Origin of the sequence: Vallitalea maricola (assembly GCF_036985595.1) — a bacterium.
In the GTDB taxonomy this organism is placed as follows: domain Bacteria; phylum Bacillota; class Clostridia; order Lachnospirales; family Vallitaleaceae; genus Vallitalea; species Vallitalea maricola.
This window is the reverse complement of record NZ_BTPU01000030.1, coordinates 1-19,777: the sequence shown is the minus strand read 5'-3', so window position 1 is coordinate 19,777 and position 19,777 is coordinate 1. Positions and strand designations below refer to the sequence as shown.

Below are 19,777 nucleotides of genomic sequence, written 5' to 3'. Positions count from 1 at the left end.
ATAGGGAAATTGTATTAAGTTGTCTATTATATAGGAGGGAATATCAGTTGGAAAAAAACATAAAAATCTACGATTCCACCCTTAGGGATGGTGCTCAAGCTGAAGGGATTTCCTTTTCAGTTGAAGATAAAATTAAGATAGTAAAAGCTCTTGATGAACTAGGTGTTTCCTACATTGAAGCAGGCAACCCAGGTTCAAACCCTAAGGATTTGGAATTTTTTGAACGCATTAAAAGTATTGAATTAAATAACACTAAATTAACTGCCTTTGGAAGTACAAGGCGTAGAAATATAAAAGTTCAAGATGATGCTAATGTCAAGTCACTACTTTTAGCTAATTCTCCTGTAGTAGCAATATTTGGTAAGAGTTGGGATTTCCATGTTACAGATATTATAAATACTACTTTAGAAGAAAATCTGAATATGATAAAGGATACTCTAGCATTTTTCAAAGAAAAAGGTAAAGAAGTTGTCTATGACGCTGAACATTTCTTTGATGGATATAAGGCAAATCCTGAGTATGCTATGAAGACCTTAAAAACTGCAATTGACGGTGGAGCTGATAGTTTAGTTCTTTGTGATACCAATGGTGGCTGTATGCCTAATGAAATCTATGAGATTACCAAATTGGTTGTAAACAAATATAAGACAGAAGTAGGTATCCATTGTCATAATGACTGTGGTATGGCCGTTGCAAATAGTGTTATGGCAGTTTTTGCTGGAGCTAAGCAAGTTCAAGGAACATATATAGGTTTTGGAGAAAGATGTGGTAATGCTAATTTATCAACAGTTATCGGTAATCTACAGGTTAAAAATGATTATGAATGCATTAATCAAGAAAACCTGGAACTAATTACTGATATAGCTAGAAAAGTGGCTGAAATAGCTAATGTTTCCTTAGATGATAAAGAACCTTATGTTGGTAGAGCAGCTTTCACACACAAAGGCGGAATGCATATTGATGGTGTAAACAAGGCCTCTAAATCATTTGAACATATTAATCCTGAGATTGTTGGAAACGAAAGAAGATTCTTGATGTCAGAAGTAGCGGGTAGAAGTACTATCCTTAAGAAAATACAGAAAGTTGCTCCAAACGTTAAGAAAGATTCCCCAGAAACAATACAGATAATGGATAGGTTAAAAGAATTAGAGCATGAAGGCTATCAATTTGAAGGTGCAGAAAGTACATTTGAATTAATTATAAGAAAGAACTTAGGTAAATATAAACCATTCTTCAAGTTAGAAAATTTTAAAACAATAGGTGAAAAACCTAACGAATCTGGAGAACTAACTGCTTTTGCTATGGTCAAAGTAAATGTTGATGATAAAATTAAAATGGCAGCTGCGGAAGGTGATGGACCTGTAAATGCATTGGATAAAGCACTTAGACAGGCTCTAGAAGTATTCTATCCAGAACTTAAAAAAGTACATTTAACTGATTACAAGGTAAGGGTTCTAGATACAAAAGAAGCTACTGCTGCTAAAGTTAGAGTACTTATATCATCCACAGACGGAAAGCATGAATGGTCAACAGTAGGTGTTTCAACAGACATCATTAATGCAAGTTTAATAGCTTTAATAGATTCAATCGAGGTCAAGTTACTTAGAGAGCTGACAAAAAAGATTAAAGCTTATATATAAAAATAATTAATAAAGAGTTATAAGATTATAAATACTAGTGGTAAAAATTGAATTGATAAAATAGTAAAAAAAAGTGAAATAGATATATCAAAAGGAGGACATATAAATGGGAATGACAATGACTCAAAAGATTTTAGCTGCTCATGCTGGTCTAGAAGAAGTAAAGGCTGGGCAATTAATAGAAGCTAATCTTGATTTGGTGCTTGGTAATGATATTACAACACCTGTTGCAATAAAAGAATTCAAGAAAATAGGTGTAGATAAGGTTTTTGATAAAACTAAGGTAGCAATAGTACCTGACCACTTTACACCAAACAAAGACATAAAAGCTGCTGAACAATGTAAGTGTGTAAGAGAATTTGCTCTTGATAAAGAAGTTGAGAATTATTTTGAAGTTGGAGAAATGGGAATTGAACATGCATTGATTCCAGAAAAAGGATTGGTTGTACCAGGTCATGTTGTAATAGGTGCTGATTCACATACTTGTACTTATGGTGCTCTTGGTGCATTCTCTACAGGTATCGGAAGTACTGATATGGCTGCTGGAATGGCTACAGGAAAATGTTGGTTCAAAGTTCCTTCAGCATTAAAGTTCGTATTGACTGGTAAGCCAGCTAAATGGGTAAGTGGTAAAGATGTTATTTTACACATTATCGGTCTTATCGGTGTAGACGGTGCTCTATATAAATCAATGGAATTCGTTGGTGATGGACTTGAATATCTTTCAATGGATGACAGATTCAGTATGGCTAACATGGCTATAGAAGCTGGTGGAAAGAATGGAATCTTCCCTGTTGATGAAAAGACATTAGAATATGTCAAAGATCACTCTAGCAAAGAATATAAAGTATATGAAGCTGATGAAGATGCTGAGTATGATGCTGTATACGAAATAAAATTAGATGAACTTAGACCTACAGTAGCTTTCCCACATCTTCCTGATAACACTCGTACTATTGATGAAGTAGGAGAGGTTAAGATTGATCAGGTTGTTATTGGTTCATGTACTAATGGTAGAATAGAAGATTTACGAGCAGCAGCTGACTTATTAAAAGGTAGAAAAGTAGCAAAAGGAATAAGAACTATAGTTTTCCCTGCTACTCAAAAAATATATCTTCAAGCTATGGAAGAAGGTTTAATCAGAACATTCATAGAAGCTGGAGCTGTAGTAAGCACTCCTACTTGTGGACCATGTCTTGGTGGACATATGGGTATCCTTGCAAAAGGTGAAAGAGCAGTAGCTACTACTAATAGAAACTTTGTTGGTAGAATGGGTCATGTAGAATCAGAAGTATATCTTGCAAGTCCAGTTGTAGCGGCAGCATCTGCTATACTTGGAAGAATTGCTGGACCAGAAGAATTATAAAATAAATAATATAGATTAAAATAGCAGATAAGAAGAAATGATTTAATTAGAATATTAAGAATAAAAAAATAATAATATGCGTAGAGGTGATTAGATGAAGGCTAGAGGTAAAGTTTTTAAATACGGCGATAATGTGGATACAGATGTAATAATTCCAGCAAGATATCTAAACACAACTGAGCCAAAAGAGTTAGCGGCTCATTGTATGGAAGATATAGATGGAGATTTTGTGAAGAATGTTAAAGAAGGCGACATCATGGTTGCCAACAAGAATTTTGGATGTGGTTCTTCAAGAGAGCATGCTCCAATATCAATCAAAGCGGCTGGAATATCTTGTGTTATAGCTAGTACTTTTGCAAGAATATTCTATAGAAATGCTATCAATATTGGGCTTCCAATTCTTGAATGTGATGAGGCTGTAAAAGGTATTGAGGCTGGAGATGAAGTTGAAGTTGATTTTGATACTGGTATGATAACTAATGTAACTAAGAATAAATCATATCAGGGGGAAGCTTTTCCGGAATTTATGCAGCAGATTATTAAGGCTGATGGGTTGATTAATCATATTAAGAATAATAGATAGGAAGAAATATAGTATTGTGAGGTAGAGGGGGTCAGGGTAAAGTGACATAAATCACTTGCCTTACCCTGAGAAGCGGTCGGTCTGCGTGATTTATGTCACTTTACCCTTCTGCCGTCAAATTTTATTAATATTATTGGATTAAATGATTGTTAAAAGTGATTATTTGGAGTTATTAGGTTTATAAATTAAGGAAAATATATTGAATATATTAAAGTGTGTAGATGTTTATGTTCAATATATAGTAATGGTATATATTTAGTGTGATAAATGTGAGATGAAAGGAATGGACGTAGGATGAATTATAATATAGCAGTTATTCCTGGTGACGGGATTGGACCAGATATCGTAGAGCAAGGTAAATTAGTTCTTGATAAGGTAGGAGAAAAGTTCGGACATAGTTTTGAGTACACAGAGGTTTTGGCAGGTGGAATAGCGATAGATACAGTAGGAGAGCCTCTTCCACAGGAAACAATAGATGTTTGTAAGAAGAGTGATTCAGTTCTTCTTGGTGCAGTTGGAGGTCCTAAGTGGGATAATTTGGCTGATAGACCAGAGAAAGCTTTATTAGGACTTAGAAGTGAGTTAGAGTTATTTGCTAATATTAGACCAGCAACAATGTTTGATCAATTGAGGGATGCGTGTCCATTGAAAGATGAGATAATTGGAGATGGTGGACTTGACCTTGTAGTTGTAAGAGAATTGACTGGTGGTATCTACTTTGGTGAAAGAGGTAGACAAGGTGAGAAAGCTTTTGACACTATGGAGTATAGTATTGATGAGATAAAGAGAATAGCAAAGGTTGGATTTGACATTGCTATGAAGCGTAACAAGAAAGTTACTAGTATAGACAAAGCTAACATATTGGAGAATTCAAGATTGTGGAGATCAGTAGTAGAAGAGATGGCTAAAGATTATCCAGAGGTTGAAGTTAATCATCTATATGTAGATAATGGTGCTATGCAGTTGGTAATCAATCCAAAACAATTTGATGTTATCCTTACAGGAAATATGTTCGGAGATATATTATCAGATGAAGCTAGTATGATAACAGGATCAATCGGTATGCTTCCTTCAGCTAGTTTAGGTAGTTCTAAGCTTGGTATGTATGAGCCTATTCATGGTTCAGCACCAGATATAGCAGGAATGGACAAAGCTAATCCAATAGCTACTATATTATCTGTAGCTATGATGTTAAGATATTCATTTGATTTGGAAGATGAAGCTAAGGCCATAGAAAAAGCTGTAGAAGAAGTGTTGGAAGATGGATATCGTACTGGCGATATTATGAGTAAAGGTATGAAATTAATCGGAACAAAAGAAATGGGTAGTTTGATAGCAAGTAAATTATAAGAAGATAGGGTGATATTTTATGAGAAGTGATAGTGTAAAAACTGGTATAGAAAGAGCCCCTCATCGATCTTTGTTTAAAGCAATGGGATACACGGATGAAGAGATAAGGAGACCCTTAATAGGTATAGTTAATTCACAAAATGATATAGTTCCAGGTCATGTGCACCTTGATACTATAGTTGATGCAGTTAAAACTGGAGTACTAATGTCTGGTGGTACACCAATAGTATTCCCAGCTATAGGAGTATGTGATGGTATTGCAATGGGACATGTAGGAATGCATTATTCATTGGTAACAAGAGAATTGATTGCTGATTCTATAGAAGCAATGGCTATGGCACATGGTTTTGATGCTCTTGTTATGGTTCCTAACTGTGATAAAATCGTTCCAGGTATGTTGATGGCTGCTGCAAGACTTAACTTACCTACAGTTGTAGTAAGTGGTGGTCCTATGATATCTATAAATAAAAAAGGTAAAGACCTTGACCTTAATAGTGTTTTTGAAGCTGTAGGTGCGTTTAAAGCTGGTTCAATGAGTGAAGATGAAGTATATGAATGTGAGAATAACGCTTGTCCAAGCTGTGGTTCATGTTCAGGAATGTTCACTGCAAACAGTATGAATTGCTTAACAGAAGTATTAGGGTTAGGACTTCCTGGCAATGGTACAATCCCTGCTATATATTCTGAGAGAATAAGACTTGCAAAAATGGCAGGTATGGCAGTAATGAAGGTACTTGAAAAAGACATTAGACCAAGAGATATAATGAATGAAAAAACATTTCAAAATGCTTTGACAGTGGATATGGCTCTAGGATGTAGTACTAATAGTATGTTGCATCTACCTGCCATAGCTCATGAAGCCGAAGTAGAACTTAATCTTGATATTGCTAATGAAATAAGCAGTAAAACGCCTAATCTATGCAAGTTAAGTCCAGCAGGACCTTATCATATACAAGATTTGTATAAGGCTGGTGGTGTTCAAGCTGTTATGAAAGAATTATCTACTAAAGACCTATTGAATACTGATTTGATGACAGTTACTGGTAAAACAGTAGGTGAGAATATAGAAAAAGCAGTGAATAGAGACGAAAATGTTATTAGACCAATAGATGATCCACACAGTAAAACTGGAGGAATCGCAGTATTAAAAGGTAATATTGCTCCAGATGGTTGCGTAGTCAAGAAATCAGCAGTAGCCAAACAGATGTTACAACATACTGGACCTGCTAGAGTCTATGATTCAGAAGATGAAGCTATAAAAGCTATCTATGATGGAATGATCAAAAAAGGTGATGTAGTAGTAATACGTTATGAAGGACCAAAAGGCGGTCCAGGTATGAGAGAAATGCTTTCACCGACCTCAGCTTTAGCTGGTATGGGACTTGATAAAGAAGTAGCCCTTATCACAGACGGTAGATTTAGTGGAGCTACAAGAGGAGCGGCAATTGGACATGTATCTCCTGAAGCAGCTGACGGTGGAAATATAGGACTTGTAAAAGAGAATGATACTATTGAAATTGATATAGAAAAAGGCTCAATAAATCTTAAGGTAACTGAGGAAGAATTAGAAGTAAGAAGAAAAGTTTTTGTTCCTAAAGAACCTAAGATTAAAAAAGGTTACTTGGCAAGATATGCTAAATTAGTAAAATCTGCAAGTACAGGAGCAATTTTAGAATAGAAATAAAAAATAGATTTACATGAAGATGTAAGAAGGAGATGATAGAGTGAAATTAACAGGAGCACAGATTGTAATTGAATGTTTGAAAGAGCAAAGTGTTGATACAGTATTTGGATATCCAGGTGGTGCTGTTCTGAACATATATGATGAAATATATAAAAATATGGATAGTATTAAGCATATTCTTACATCTCATGAACAAGGAGCATCTCACGCAGCTGATGGTTATGCTAGGTCAACTGGAAAAGTCGGCGTTGTTATAGCTACTTCTGGTCCAGGTGCAACTAACTTGGTTACAGGTATAGCTACTGCTTATATGGACTCTGTACCAATGGTTGCTATTACAGGTAATGTTCCTGTATCATTACTTGGTAGAGATAGTTTTCAGGAAGTTGATATAACTGGTGTTACTATGCCTATTACTAAACACAATTATATTGTAAAGGATGTTAATGATTTAGCTGATATTATTAGAGAAGCTTTCTATACAGCTAAAGAGGGACGACCTGGTCCTGTTCTTATTGATATACCAAAGGATGTAACAGCTAACCAAACAGAATATGAGCCTATGGTACCTAAGAAGGTCAGCAGATGCTCTAAGAATATTACAACAGAATCTATTGAAGAAGCTATAGAATTAATTAAGAATTCTAAAAAGCCTTATATTTATGCAGGCGGAGGAGTAATAATCTCAGAAGCAGCTAAGGAATTAAAGGGTTTTGCTGACAAAGTTCAAGCACCAGTTACATGTAGTTTGATGGGTATTGGTGGATTTCCAACAAATGACGACCTATATACAGGTATGATAGGAATGCATGGTTCAAAAGCCAGTAACTTGGGTGTAACTGAATGTGATTTGCTTATTGTAGTTGGAGCTAGATTCAGTGATAGAGTTATTGGAAAACCAGATAAATTCGCTAATAAAGCAAGAGTACTTCAAATAGATGTTGACCCGGCAGAAGTTAATAAGAATATATTGACTTATCATTCTGTGATAGGCGACATCAAAAAAGTACTACAACAGTTGAATGATAGGTTAGAGGAACAAAATCATACAGAGTGGTTAAGTGAAATAAAATACTTAAAAGAAAAATATCCTCTAAAATATCCTACAGATTGTGTAAGTGCTCAATATGCTATTGAAAAATTGGATGAAATAACAGAAGGTGAAGCCATAATTACTACTGAAGTAGGTCAGCATCAAATGTGGGCTGGACAGTATTACAAGTTCAAAGAACCTAGAAAATTCTTGACATCAGGTGGTCTTGGAACTATGGGTTATGGATTTGGGGCATGTCTTGGTGCTAAGGTAGGTAATCCAGATAAAATAGTTGTCAATATAGCTGGTGATGGAAGTTTTAGAATGAACTTCAATGAATTATTAACAGCAGTAAGACATAACATTAAGATCATAGTACTAGTTATTAATAATGGAGTTCTAGGTATGGTTAGACAATGGCAGACTCTATTCTATGACGAAAGATACTCCTTCACAACTCTTAATCAAGATCTTGACTATGTAAAATTAGCTGAGTCAATGGGAGCTGTTGGTTTCAATATAACTAATAAAGACCAAGTGGAAGATGTTTTCAAAAAAGCTATCGAAGAAACTAAACCAGTAATTATAAATTGTGTTATTGACAAAGATGATAAAGTATTCCCAATGGTAGCTCCAGGAAAACCAATTGAAGATGTAATTGTCGAATAATAATTCAAATAGGGAGCATTTTATGAAAGTATATAATAAGAATATTTTAAAAGATGGTCATAAACTTGTTATACGTAATGCAGACGAAGATGACGCACAAGGCTTAATTGATTTATTACAGACAGTTGATAGTGAAACAAGATTCTTGGCACGTGAGCCTGGTGAATTTAATTTCACATTGGAACAAGAAAGAGATTTTATTAAAAGTACCATGAATGCTGTTAGTAGCCAATTGTTAGTTGGTGAGATAGACGGTACAATCGTAGCCAATTGCTCAGTTGGAATAGTTTCAAATAATAAAAGATATCTTCATAGAGCTGCTATGGGTATATCTGTTAGAAAAAAATATTGGAACAAGGGTATTGGAAAAATACTGATGAACGAATGTATTAAGTGGTGTAAAGAAAAAGGTGTTGAACAACTGGAACTAGAAGTTGTTACACAAAATACCAGAGCTATTTCAATGTACGAAAATCTAGGTTTTGAGAAATATGGAACTAAGAAAAATGCATTGAAATATAGTGATGGAACTTATGCCGATGAATACTCTATGATTTTATTTATAGAGTAGTATTTTGCAGGACAAAAAAGATTAAACTTTTCTAATATGGACAGTATGTTGCTGTTTGGTTTAGGAAAGTTTTTCGTTTTTTGTTATAAGCTGATAAATATTTAACAAATAGAGAAAAATGTGGTATATTTATAAGGTGTAAAAAGTAAATATACATTTTTGTATCACATAAGGAACTAACTTTTGTTCTTGACTAGTTAGGCTTTTTATAATATATTATATTTAGTGCATTAACATATTAAACTATATAAGATGTTAGGCTCATGCAAGTTTATCATTTTTTTAACAAACAATAATATAATTATTAAATATAATTACTTAATTATACGTTAAATAGTTTGAATATTTTGTTTGAAGACAGACAATGATGTTTGTCTTGCAAAGACAAAGTGCAAATGGTTAAATATGTTACATATAAAATTTCGATTTGGAGTGATTAAAATGAACAGAGTTTACAATTTTTCAGCAGGACCATCTATGTTACCTATAGAAGTACTTGAAAAAGCTTCTAAAGAAATGACTAATTACAATAATACTGGTATGTCTGTTATGGAAATGAGCCATAGATCAGCTGCTTACCAAGATATTATAGACACAGCAGAAAAGACACTTAGAGAAATAATGAATATTCCAGATAGTTATAAGGTATTATTCTTACAAGGTGGAGCTTCCACTCAATTTGCTATGATTCCTCTTAACTTATTAACTGGTTCCAAGAAAGCAGATTATGTTAATACAGGAGCATGGTCAAAAAAAGCTATAGCAGAAGCTAAAAAATATGGTGAAGTTAACGTAGTGGCTTCATCAGAAGACAAAACTTTTACACATATCCCAGAATTAGATAAAGAAACTTTTACAAAAGATGCAGATTATTTCCACATAACATCAAATAATACTATCTACGGAACTAAGTTCAATGAATTACCAGATGTAGGGGACGTGCCTATCGTAGCTGATATGTCATCCAATATATTATCTGAGGAAGTAGATGTTAGTAAATATGGTGTTATCTATGCTGGCGCACAAAAAAATATGGGACCAGCTGGTGTAACAGTTGTTATCATTAGAGAAGATTTAATAGGTAACCCTCTGGATATAACGCCTACAATGCTTAAGTATAAAACACATTCTGATAAAGGTTCAATGTTCAATACACCTCCTACTTACAGTATTTATGTAGCTGGTATGGTTTTTGAATGGATAAAAGAATTAGGTGGAATAGGTGCTATTCAAAAAAGAAATGAAGAAAAAGCAAAATTACTTTATGATTATCTTGATAATAGCAAATTATTCAAAGGAACAGTAGTTAAAAAAGACCGTTCATTAATGAATATTCCTTTTGTACTGCCTACAGATGAACTTAATGCTAAATTTATCAAAGAAGCTGCAGACAGAGGTATGGTTAACCTAAAAGGACATAGAACTGTTGGTGGTATGAGAGCTAGTATCTACAATGCAATGCCTTTAGAAGGTGTTAAGAAATTAGTTGATTTCATGAAAGAGTTTGAAGAAAACAATAAGTAGACATGTTTTTATAGAAATAATACATAGGAAGGACGGATAATAATGTATAAGATTAAGACACTTAATAATATTGCTGAGGAAGGTCTTAACTTATTTAATGATAAGTTTGAAATAGTTGATGATGCAGATGCAAATGGTATATTACTAAGAAGTTATAAAATGCATGATATGGAATTACCTGATAATCTAGAAGCTATAGGTCGTGCAGGTGCAGGGGTTAACAATATTCCTATTGATAGATGTTCAGAAAAAGGTATTGTTGTTTTTAACACACCTGGTGCCAATGCCAATGCAGTTAAAGAATTAGTTATGGCTGGTCTTTTATTAGCTTCAAGAGATATTACAGGAGCAATAGACTGGGCTAAGACTCTAAAAGGTAAAGGTGAAGAAGTAGCTAAATTAGTAGAAGCCGGTAAATCCAATTTTGTAGGACCAGAAATTAAAGGGAAAACATTAGGAGTTATTGGACTAGGTGCTATAGGAGTTTTGGTTGCTAATGCTGCTAAAGGACTAGGAATGCAAGTATTAGGATATGACCCATTCATATCAGTTGAATCTGCATGGGAATTAAATCATAATATCCAAAAATCTGATAGTCTTGATGAATTATTCATGAAATCAGATTACATCACTATACATGTTCCATTAATGGATGCTACAAAAGGTATGATTAATGAGGAAAAGATAAATCTTATGAAAGATGGAGTTAGGTTATTGAATTTCTCCAGAGCAGGCTTATGCAATGATGCTGATCTAGAAAAAGCTCTAGAATCTGGTAAGGTTGCAAGATATATAACTGATTTCCCATATGATAAGGTCCTTAATATGAAGAATGTGGTATGTATCCCCCATCTAGGAGCATCAACACCAGAATCAGAAGTGAATTGTGCTGTTATGGCAGTAAGTGAAGTAAAAGATTATATTGAAAATGGTAATATAACTAATTCAGTGAACTATCCAGAATGTAATATGGGTGTATGTAATAATGCTGGCAGAATTGCAGTTAATCACAAAAACATCCCATATATGGTTAGCAATATAACAACTGCTCTTGCTTCAAAAAATATCAATATCATTGATATGATTAATAAGAGCAAAAAAGACTGGGCTTATACTTTAATTGATGTAGAAAGCAAGATTACTGATGAAATAGTTGATGGACTAAAGGAAATTGAAGGTATAGTTAAAGTAAGAGTATTAAAATAATTAAGATGAGTAGGAACTAGTCTTAATCGTTCCTAATTAGGAGTGAAATCAATGGCGATAATTAGACCTTTTTCTGGTGTAAGACCAGCTGTTAAGTACGCTGAGGATATAGCTGCTTTGCCTTATGATGTTTATAATAGAGAAGAAGCGGTCAAAGAGGTTGAAGAAAAACCTTATTCCTTTTTGAGAATTGATAGAGCTGAAGTTGATATGGACTCAAATATTGATATATATGATAAAAAGGTTTATCAACATGCAAGAGACAAGTTTGATGAATTTGTTCAAAAAGGTTATTTTATTCAAGATGATAAACCTTGTTTATATTTATATGAACTTGAAATGAACGGCAGAAAACAATTAGGTATTGTTGCGTGTACTTCAGTAGATGATTATTTGAATAATAATATCAAAAAGCATGAATTGACTAGGGAAGCTAAGGAACAAGATCGAATTAATCATGTTGACTATCTAGATGCTAATACAGGGCCTATTTTCTTGACCTATAGAGCTGAAGAAGAGATTAACACTCTAATGGATAAGTATGTCAATGATAATACACCTATATATGATTTTATAACTGATGATAAAATCGGTCACAGAGTATGGGTGGTAGAAGATGATAGACTTATAGAGCAATTAGTCTTGCATTTTAAGAACATTGATAGTCTCTATATAGCTGATGGTCACCATAGAGCTGCATCAGCGGTTAAAGTAGCTATGAAGAGGCGAAAAGCTAATCCGGATTATGATGGAACAGAAGAATTCAACTTCTTTTTATCAGTTATTTTTCCTGATGACCAGTTACATATAATGGATTATAATAGAGTAGTGAAAGACCTCAATAATTATGGTGTAAAAGAGTTAATTAATGAAATAGAGAGTAATTTTCTTGTAGAGGAGATTGGAAGTAAACCTTACAAACCTACTGATAAATTAGAATTTGGTATGTTTGTAGAAGGTAAGTGGTACAAACTTACGGCAAAAAACCAATTAAAATCAATTGATGACCCTGTACAAAGCCTTGATGTTTCAATATTATATAATTATCTGCTACAGCCTATCCTTGATATAGGTGATCCTAGAATTGATAAGAGAATAGACTTTGTTGGAGGTATTAGAGGATTAAAAGAGCTGGAACGCAGAGCAAAGTCTGATATGAAGATTGCATTTTCAATGTATCCAACAAAGATTGAAGAACTTATGAATATAGCGGATGCTAGTAAATTGATGCCGCCAAAATCAACATGGTTTGAACCTAAGTTACGTAGTGGTTTATTTATACATAAATTAAGTTGATTTGAAATTTTTATTATTATAATAGCCAGTATACAAAATGTATGCTGGTTTATTTTAACTATTTTATAGATTATTTATATAATCCAGAATTTTCTATACCTTAGAGAGACCATGTTTTAATAGTTATTTATGGTTTATTTATAAATTTAACAATTTGTTCATAAATATATAGGGAATATTATGTTATAATAATATACAATTTCTATGAAGGAGGGAGCAACATATGAGTGATAACTTTAATAGTAACAAAGATGATGTTATCGATGTAAAGTTTAACAAATTAAAAAAGAACGCAAAAAGAACAGTTACATTAGTTGTAATCGTTTTAATATTGGTTTTTGTTGGCTTTAACAGTGTTTATATGTTAGATAATAGAGAATCAGCAGTAGTTCTTAGATTTGGCCAAGTGCAACAGGTAGTTAGCAAAGCAGGTCTACATTTGAAAGTCCCTATTGCTGATACAGTAAGAAAAGTTCCAACAGGTAAGGTATTCAAGATGGAATACGGTTTCAAAACAGCTCAATCAGGAACAAAAAATACTAATCCTGAATATATTACAGCCAATGATGAAGCTAGGGTAATAGTTGATGGATCCAATAATAACGCATCATTAATTATGCTTAATCTTATTATCCAATATAAGATTGATGATCCAAGAAACTATCTTTTCAAGGTAGATGATGTAGAAGGTACACTTCGATTAGCTCTTGAAGATGTAGTTAGGAATAGTTATCAAACATTTACATTAGATGATGCTAGAACTAACAAAGAAATTATTGATGATGTGATTTTACCTGAAATACAGCAAAAAGTAAGAAATTATGAAGCTGGAATTGAGATTATGACAGTAGAAACTCAAAATGTTGAATTATTACCAGCTGTTGAAGAAGCTTATAGACAAAAGGAAAATGCCAATCAGTATATGAAAGGTAAATTAGAAGAGGCTGAAAAATATAATAATACAATTATCCCTCAAGCTCAAGCAGAAGCACAGCAACTAGAAGAGGAAGCTTTTGGTTATAAGGCTGAAGTTATTGCTAATGCAAAGGCTGGAGTGGCACAATACGAAGCCCTGTATGAAGAATATAAAATCAATCCTCTAATTGTAAAAGAAAAATATTATATAGAGTCTATGCGAGATTTCATAACTAATAATAATATAATTCTAGATATCACTAATGACTCAGATATATATAAATTCTACAATTTAGAAAATGACAACTTTATTAAACAACAAGTAAGTTCTAAGGATAATTAGGGGGTGCCATGATATGAAGAAAAGACATATTGTCATTATAATACTGTTAGTTGTGGGTGTAATCTTATTATCATCAAGTACTTACATTATTAATGAAGACCAAGTTGCAGTAATTAAGCAGTTTGGACTAATTAAAACTACAATTATCAATACAAAAGATTATGATCTAGTAAAACAGAATCTCATAGATAATAATAAAGAAGATGTTAAAATCATAAGAGAGAAAGGGTTACATTTCAAGATTCCTTTCATACAGAATGTAGAAAAATATGACGCTAAGTATCTTACTTATAAATCACGTACAGAAAAAATCAATACCAAGGATAGCAGATTCTTAGATATTCAGATTTATGCACAATATAGAATCATTGATCCTGTAAAATTCAATGAATCTGTTATTAGTGAAAGCGGTGCTAATTACGTCATGGATCAGAGACTTTATCCTGTTGTAATTCAATCTGGTAATAGATTAGTATTCAATGAATTTTTCCAAAGCGAAGTATTAGAATCTAACATTACAGAAAAATTAGATCAGTTGAATAAAAAATTAATGGAAGACTTTGGATTATATGTAACAGATGTGGGAGTTAATAGAAGAACTTTCCCAACAGACAATATTGCTAGTATCGAAAGTAAGATGTCTAAGCAAATTGAAAAAGAAAGTGAAAAATTAATAGCTGAAGGTGATTCTGCTTACCAAAAAGCCAAAGCTAGTACAGACCGTCAAAGAAAAGAATTAATAGCTTCAGCGATTGAAAAAGCAGCAGTAACAAAAGCTGAGGCTGATGCAGAAGCAATCAAGATTTATCAAGAATCTCTTAATAAAGATTTGGAATTCTATAAATTCATTCAGAGAATGGATATATACAAGAACTTAAAAGATACAACCATATTCTTAGATAAAAACAATGATCTATTAGAGTATGTAAATGGTTATCAATAAGAATTAATATGAAAAGCCAGCAGTAAAATGTTACTGTTGGCTTTTTTATCGCCTTCTACAGCTATCATCTAATATAATTCTAGAATCATTATCATATTCTTTGTCAATACTATAAAAAGTAGTTTGTTATATATATATTGAACTTAAACATCTATACACCTATTTCAATAAGTTCAATATATTTTCCTTGATTTTATAAGTTGAATATAAATAAATAATTTCTGGTTGTATAGCAATTATTTAATTCAACTTATATAGAATGAAATCTTAATTATAAGCATATAATTGATTTTGATTAGTATAATTATTAATGGGGTTGTACTAATATATAAATGATATAAAATGTAGAAAGCGATAGGGTGGTATATATGAAAGACTATATTAATCAAGATGAACTAAACGTATTAATAAATTCTAATCACAGAGATCCACATCATATTCTAGGAATTCATGAATATAAAAATAAATATTATATAAATGTATTTTTACCATATACAAAAGAAGTATATTTAGTAGATAAGAGTAGTTCTAAGAAAGTGAAAATGGAAAAAGTACATGAAGCAGGTTTCTATACTATACTCATTAATAAGATAATTGACTATAAATTTTATGTAATAAATGATGAAGGCTATAAGTGGGAGATAGAAGATCCCTATAGATTCAAAAGTCAGATTAGTGATGTAGATCTTTATCTTTTTGGCAAGGGAACTCATTATGAAATATATAATAAGCTGGGGGCGCATGTTCTAGAAATAGATGGAGTATCAGGTGTTATGTTTGCTGTATGGGCGCCTAATGCTATGAGAGTCAGTATTATAGGTGACTTCAATCATTGGGATGGAAGAATGCATCAAATGAGAGAACTTGGTAATTCGGGGATATATGAGTTATTTATTCCATTATTGGTAGCTGGTGAAAAATATAAGTATGAGATAAAAACTAAGCAAGGATATCTATTAGAGAAAAGTGATCCATATGGTAATTACTCAGAATTGCGTCCAAGCACAGCCTCTATAGTGGCTAATGTAAATTCCTATGAATGGAAAGATTCCAAATGGTTAGAAAGTAGAATGAACAAAAATCCTATTGATGAACCAGTATCAATATACGAAGTACATCTAGGTTCATGGAAACGAGGAGACAATGACGAATTTTTAAGTTATAGAGAGCTAGCCGACCAATTAATTAAATATGTGAAAGATATGGGGTATACACACATAGAATTGTTACCCATAGCTGAACATCCTTATGATGCTTCATGGGGATATCAAGTCATAGGATATTATGCAGTTACAAGCAGGTTCGGAACACCTGAAGATTTTATGTATCTGGTTGATTCCTGCCATAATAACAATATTGGTGTAATACTTGATTGGGTACCTGCTCATTTCCCAAAAGATGAGCATGGTCTTATTAGATTTGATGGTACAGCTCTATATGAACATGATGACCCTAAAAGAGGAGAACATCCACATTGGGGTACAATGATATTTAATTACGGAAGGAATGAAGTCAGCAACTTTCTCATTGCTAATGCAGTTTATTGGTTTGATAAATTTCATATTGATGGACTTAGAGTGGATGCAGTAGCCTCAATGTTATATCTTGATTATGGGAAAGATTATGGAGAGTGGATTCCTAATAGGGATGGTGGAAGAGAAAATCATGAAGCTGTGGAATTTCTCAAACATCTTAATTCAATAGTCTATGAAAAGTATCCAGGTATTATGATGATTGCTGAAGAATCAACATCATGGACTGGTGTTTCTAGACCTACTAATCTAGGTGGCTTAGGTTTCGGTATGAAATGGAACATGGGTTGGATGAATGATTTTCTTCGATATATGCAGAAAGAACCTGTTCACAGAAAATATCATCATAATGATTTGACTTTCAGTATGGTATACGCATACACTGAGAATTTTATTCTAGTTTTATCGCATGATGAAGTAGTACATGGAAAAGGTTCAATGATAGGTAAAATGCCTGGAGATTACTGGCAGAAGTTTGCTAATCTGAGAGTCGCTTATGGATTCATGTATGGGCATCCAGGGAAAAAACTGCAATTCATGGGTAATGAATTCGCTCAATTTGAAGAATGGACAGAAAGCAAAAGTCTTGATTGGCACCTTCTATTGTATGACAGCCATAGACAGATGCAGGAATATGTTAGAGATATGAATAAATTGTATCGTGAAGAAATTGCTTTTTGGTATGATGATTTTTCACAGAATGGATTTGAATGGATTAATTGCGGTGATTATGAGGAAAGTATTATCACTTTCATAAGAAAAGGAATAGAGCTGAAAGACACACTGGTTTTTATTTGTAATTTTACTCCTATACCACGGACTATGCATAGGATTGGAGTACCGTATAAAGGAGAGTACAGAGAGATTTTAAGCAGTGATGATGTAAAATATGGTGGAAGTGGTATAATGAATAAAAAAGTAATTAGATCAATGGATTTGGAGTGGGATGGAAGAAATCAGGCAATTGATATAAAGGTTCCACCTTTGGGAATATCAATATTGAAGTATGATAGTGTTAAAAGATAAGTTTAGATATAAGGGTATAGTCTTATGGCTATACCTTATTAAAATTTAGAGTTATTTTGGAATTTGAATACCTTTTACTTCACAATGTAACTACTTAAAGGTATAATAAATAAAATAGATTATGCTTGTAATTACCTTAAAATATCAAGGGTAAATTTATAAATGATTTTATACAAATATAGTACTTAAGATAAGGGAGAGATTACATATGAATAATAGCAAGATTGAATTATCAAAAGAGAAACAGGAAATAATAAAAGGACTTATTAAAGAGTATTTTTATGAAGAAAGAGATGAAGAATTAGGAGATTTAGCAGCTATGCTTTTTATGGACTTTATCATAGAAAAGATTGGTCCTGAAATATATAATGAAGCAATAAATGATTGTGTAAAAGCTATGGGGGATAAGGTAGAAGAATTGTATGGGTTGGAAAAGTAATTTGATACTCTAGTTTTCCAGGTAGGAATATTCTGAAAAAAGCTGTATTCAGCTAATTATCTAAGTTTAGGTTGCTTTTAGACATGAAAATATTATCTTAGGAATCAGGTTGGAAAAAATAAAGAAGAAGTTGATATTTTAGGTGTTTTGTGCTTTAATATTAAATAGAGAATGTTGGATTTATATTGGTTGAACCTTAACAAGAGTTGTATTGAAATCTCTGTTTGATATACAATTTAAGGTCTAAGGGGTGGGTTGAACCTTAACAAGAGTTGTATTGAAATAGCTATATTTACATTGGATGGAAGAGTAGTAGCTAGTTGAACCTTAACAAGAGTTGTATTGAAATATACTTCAATCTACTATGCGTGGCGGAGATAAATTTGTTGAACCTTAACAAGAGTTGTATTGAAATTTAATTCCCTCTTTATAATAAGGGCATTTTGTAGTTGGTTGAACCTTAACAAGAGTTGTATTGAAATAGGTAAAATAAGTGAATCTACTGGTAATTGGTCTGTGTTGAACCTTAACAAGAGTTGTATTGAAATTGTTTATACCTCCTTTTATTTTTCGTATATTGTATTGTTGAACCTTAACAAGAGTTGTATTGAAATTTTTTTAATCCCCATATTCTTGCTTGTGGAACTTCTGTTGAACCTTAACAAGAGTTGTATTGAAATAGCAGTTGCTTATGTAAGCAATAGAGCAATTCAAAAGTTGAACCTTAACAAGAGTTGTATTGAAATGGTAAATTTTGATATTCTATTCTTGTGGGCAAATTTGTTGAACCTTAACAAGAGTTGTATTGAAATAAAAGTGGAGTACAAGTAAATTACATAGGTGGATTTGTTGAACCTTAACAAGAGTTGTATTGAAATTGAAGGAAAGCTTATTAGAAGTGCCAACCAATTAGTGTTGAACCTTAACAAGAGTTGTATTGAAATTGATAAATATCAAAGGTAACAAAGTCTAATCTACTCGTTGAACCTTAACAAGAGTTGTATTGAAATACACAGGTTTTTTTTTGATAGGGAAACCATACCTATGTTGAACCTTAACAAGAGTTGTATTGAAATTAAATAACCGCCAATGGAATGTCTTGGGCTGATGCAAGTTGAACCTTAACAAGAGTTGTATTGAAATGAAAATTAAATGGAAGGACGTGAGCCTATGGAATGGTTGAACCTTAACAAGAGTTGTATTGAAATTCATTCTCGACAACTCCTGTTAGATCAAATGCAAAGTTGAACCTTAACAAGAGTTGTATTGAAATTATAAAACTGCTAGCGGAATATCTTGGGCTGATGATAGTTGAACCTTAACAAGAGTTGTATTGAAATTTACAAAATATTAACTTTTTATACATTTTATATAAGTTGAACCTTAACAAGAGTTGTATTGAAATCATTAAGTTGGTAATGCATATTGGTGTCTAAAAAACGTTGAACCTTAACAAGAGTTGTATTGAAATAATTCATAGAGCCTAGCACCGTTGCCATCACCTCTGTTGAACCTTAACAAGAGTTGTATTGAAATTTACATCTTCTGTGGTTAATCCAAAATCAGGACTAGGTTGAACCTTAACAAGAGTTGTATTGAAATAATACGGTCTAGTATATGAAGCCAAGAGACACGCTAGTTGAACCTTAACAAGAGT

Annotated in this window: 14 protein-coding genes and 1 CRISPR repeat array; all 14 genes read left to right on the top strand. The window is 32.7% G+C overall.

Annotated elements, in window-relative coordinates:
- Positions 1 to 47 precede the first annotated feature (47 nt).
- Positions 48 to 1,640: a citramalate synthase gene (gene cimA, locus AACQ14_RS10250; RefSeq protein WP_339363490.1), complete on the top strand. Its 1,593-nt coding sequence runs from the start codon at positions 48 to 50 to the stop codon at positions 1,638 to 1,640.
- A 106-nt stretch (positions 1,641 to 1,746) separates the two neighbouring features.
- Positions 1,747 to 3,006, top strand: coding sequence for a 3-isopropylmalate dehydratase large subunit (gene leuC / locus AACQ14_RS10245; protein ID WP_339363489.1), 1,260 nt, complete (start codon positions 1,747 to 1,749; stop codon positions 3,004 to 3,006).
- A 94-nt stretch (positions 3,007 to 3,100) separates the two neighbouring features.
- Positions 3,101 to 3,589 (top strand): 3-isopropylmalate dehydratase small subunit, encoded by a 489-nt coding sequence (gene leuD / locus AACQ14_RS10240; protein WP_339363488.1) that lies wholly within the window; start codon positions 3,101 to 3,103, stop codon positions 3,587 to 3,589.
- Between the two features lie 294 nt (positions 3,590 to 3,883).
- Entirely contained in the window at positions 3,884 to 4,939 is a 1,056-nt protein-coding gene (gene leuB, locus AACQ14_RS10235; RefSeq protein ID WP_339363487.1) for a 3-isopropylmalate dehydrogenase, read from the top strand.
- Between the two features lie 19 nt (positions 4,940 to 4,958).
- Positions 4,959 to 6,617 (top strand): dihydroxy-acid dehydratase, encoded by a 1,659-nt coding sequence (gene ilvD / locus AACQ14_RS10230; protein WP_339363486.1) that lies wholly within the window; start codon positions 4,959 to 4,961, stop codon positions 6,615 to 6,617.
- A gap of 46 nt (positions 6,618 to 6,663) precedes the next feature.
- The gene (gene ilvB, locus AACQ14_RS10225) at positions 6,664 to 8,325 is read left to right on the top strand and encodes a biosynthetic-type acetolactate synthase large subunit (RefSeq protein WP_339363485.1); all 1,662 of its coding nucleotides are present in this window, start codon (positions 6,664 to 6,666) and stop codon (positions 8,323 to 8,325) included.
- A gap of 22 nt (positions 8,326 to 8,347) precedes the next feature.
- The gene (locus AACQ14_RS10220) at positions 8,348 to 8,896 is read left to right on the top strand and encodes a GNAT family N-acetyltransferase (RefSeq protein WP_339363483.1); all 549 of its coding nucleotides are present in this window, start codon (positions 8,348 to 8,350) and stop codon (positions 8,894 to 8,896) included.
- Positions 8,897 to 9,337: 441 nt separating this feature from the next.
- Positions 9,338 to 10,420, top strand: coding sequence for a 3-phosphoserine/phosphohydroxythreonine transaminase (gene serC, locus AACQ14_RS10215; RefSeq protein WP_339363482.1), 1,083 nt, complete (start codon positions 9,338 to 9,340; stop codon positions 10,418 to 10,420).
- A gap of 42 nt (positions 10,421 to 10,462) precedes the next feature.
- Complete coding sequence (locus tag AACQ14_RS10210; RefSeq protein ID WP_339363481.1) at positions 10,463 to 11,626, top strand: phosphoglycerate dehydrogenase; 1,164 nt, start codon at positions 10,463 to 10,465, stop codon at positions 11,624 to 11,626.
- A gap of 51 nt (positions 11,627 to 11,677) precedes the next feature.
- Positions 11,678 to 12,922 carry a DUF1015 domain-containing protein gene (locus tag AACQ14_RS10205; protein WP_339363480.1) on the top strand — a complete coding sequence of 415 codons (1,245 nt, stop codon included), beginning with the start codon at positions 11,678 to 11,680 and terminating at the stop codon, positions 12,920 to 12,922.
- Positions 12,923 to 13,145: 223 nt separating this feature from the next.
- Positions 13,146 to 14,180 carry a protease modulator HflK gene (gene hflK / locus AACQ14_RS10200; protein WP_339363479.1) on the top strand — a complete coding sequence of 345 codons (1,035 nt, stop codon included), beginning with the start codon at positions 13,146 to 13,148 and terminating at the stop codon, positions 14,178 to 14,180.
- 13 nt (positions 14,181 to 14,193) lie between these two features.
- On the top strand, positions 14,194 to 15,123 hold the full coding sequence (locus tag AACQ14_RS10195) for an SPFH domain-containing protein (RefSeq protein WP_339363478.1): 930 nt from the start codon (positions 14,194 to 14,196) through the stop codon (positions 15,121 to 15,123).
- 368 nt (positions 15,124 to 15,491) lie between these two features.
- Positions 15,492 to 17,681, top strand: coding sequence for a 1,4-alpha-glucan branching protein GlgB (gene glgB, locus AACQ14_RS10190; RefSeq protein WP_339363477.1), 2,190 nt, complete (start codon positions 15,492 to 15,494; stop codon positions 17,679 to 17,681).
- A 208-nt stretch (positions 17,682 to 17,889) separates the two neighbouring features.
- A complete protein-coding gene (locus AACQ14_RS10185; RefSeq protein ID WP_273319562.1) occupies positions 17,890 to 18,120 on the top strand; it encodes a DUF2164 domain-containing protein in 231 nt (76 codons plus the stop codon).
- Positions 18,121 to 18,308: 188 nt separating this feature from the next.
- A CRISPR array of direct repeats spans positions 18,309 to 19,722; the repeat unit is 30 nt; unit sequence GTTGAACCTTAACAAGAGTTGTATTGAAAT.
- Positions 19,723 to 19,777: the final 55 nt, after the last annotated feature.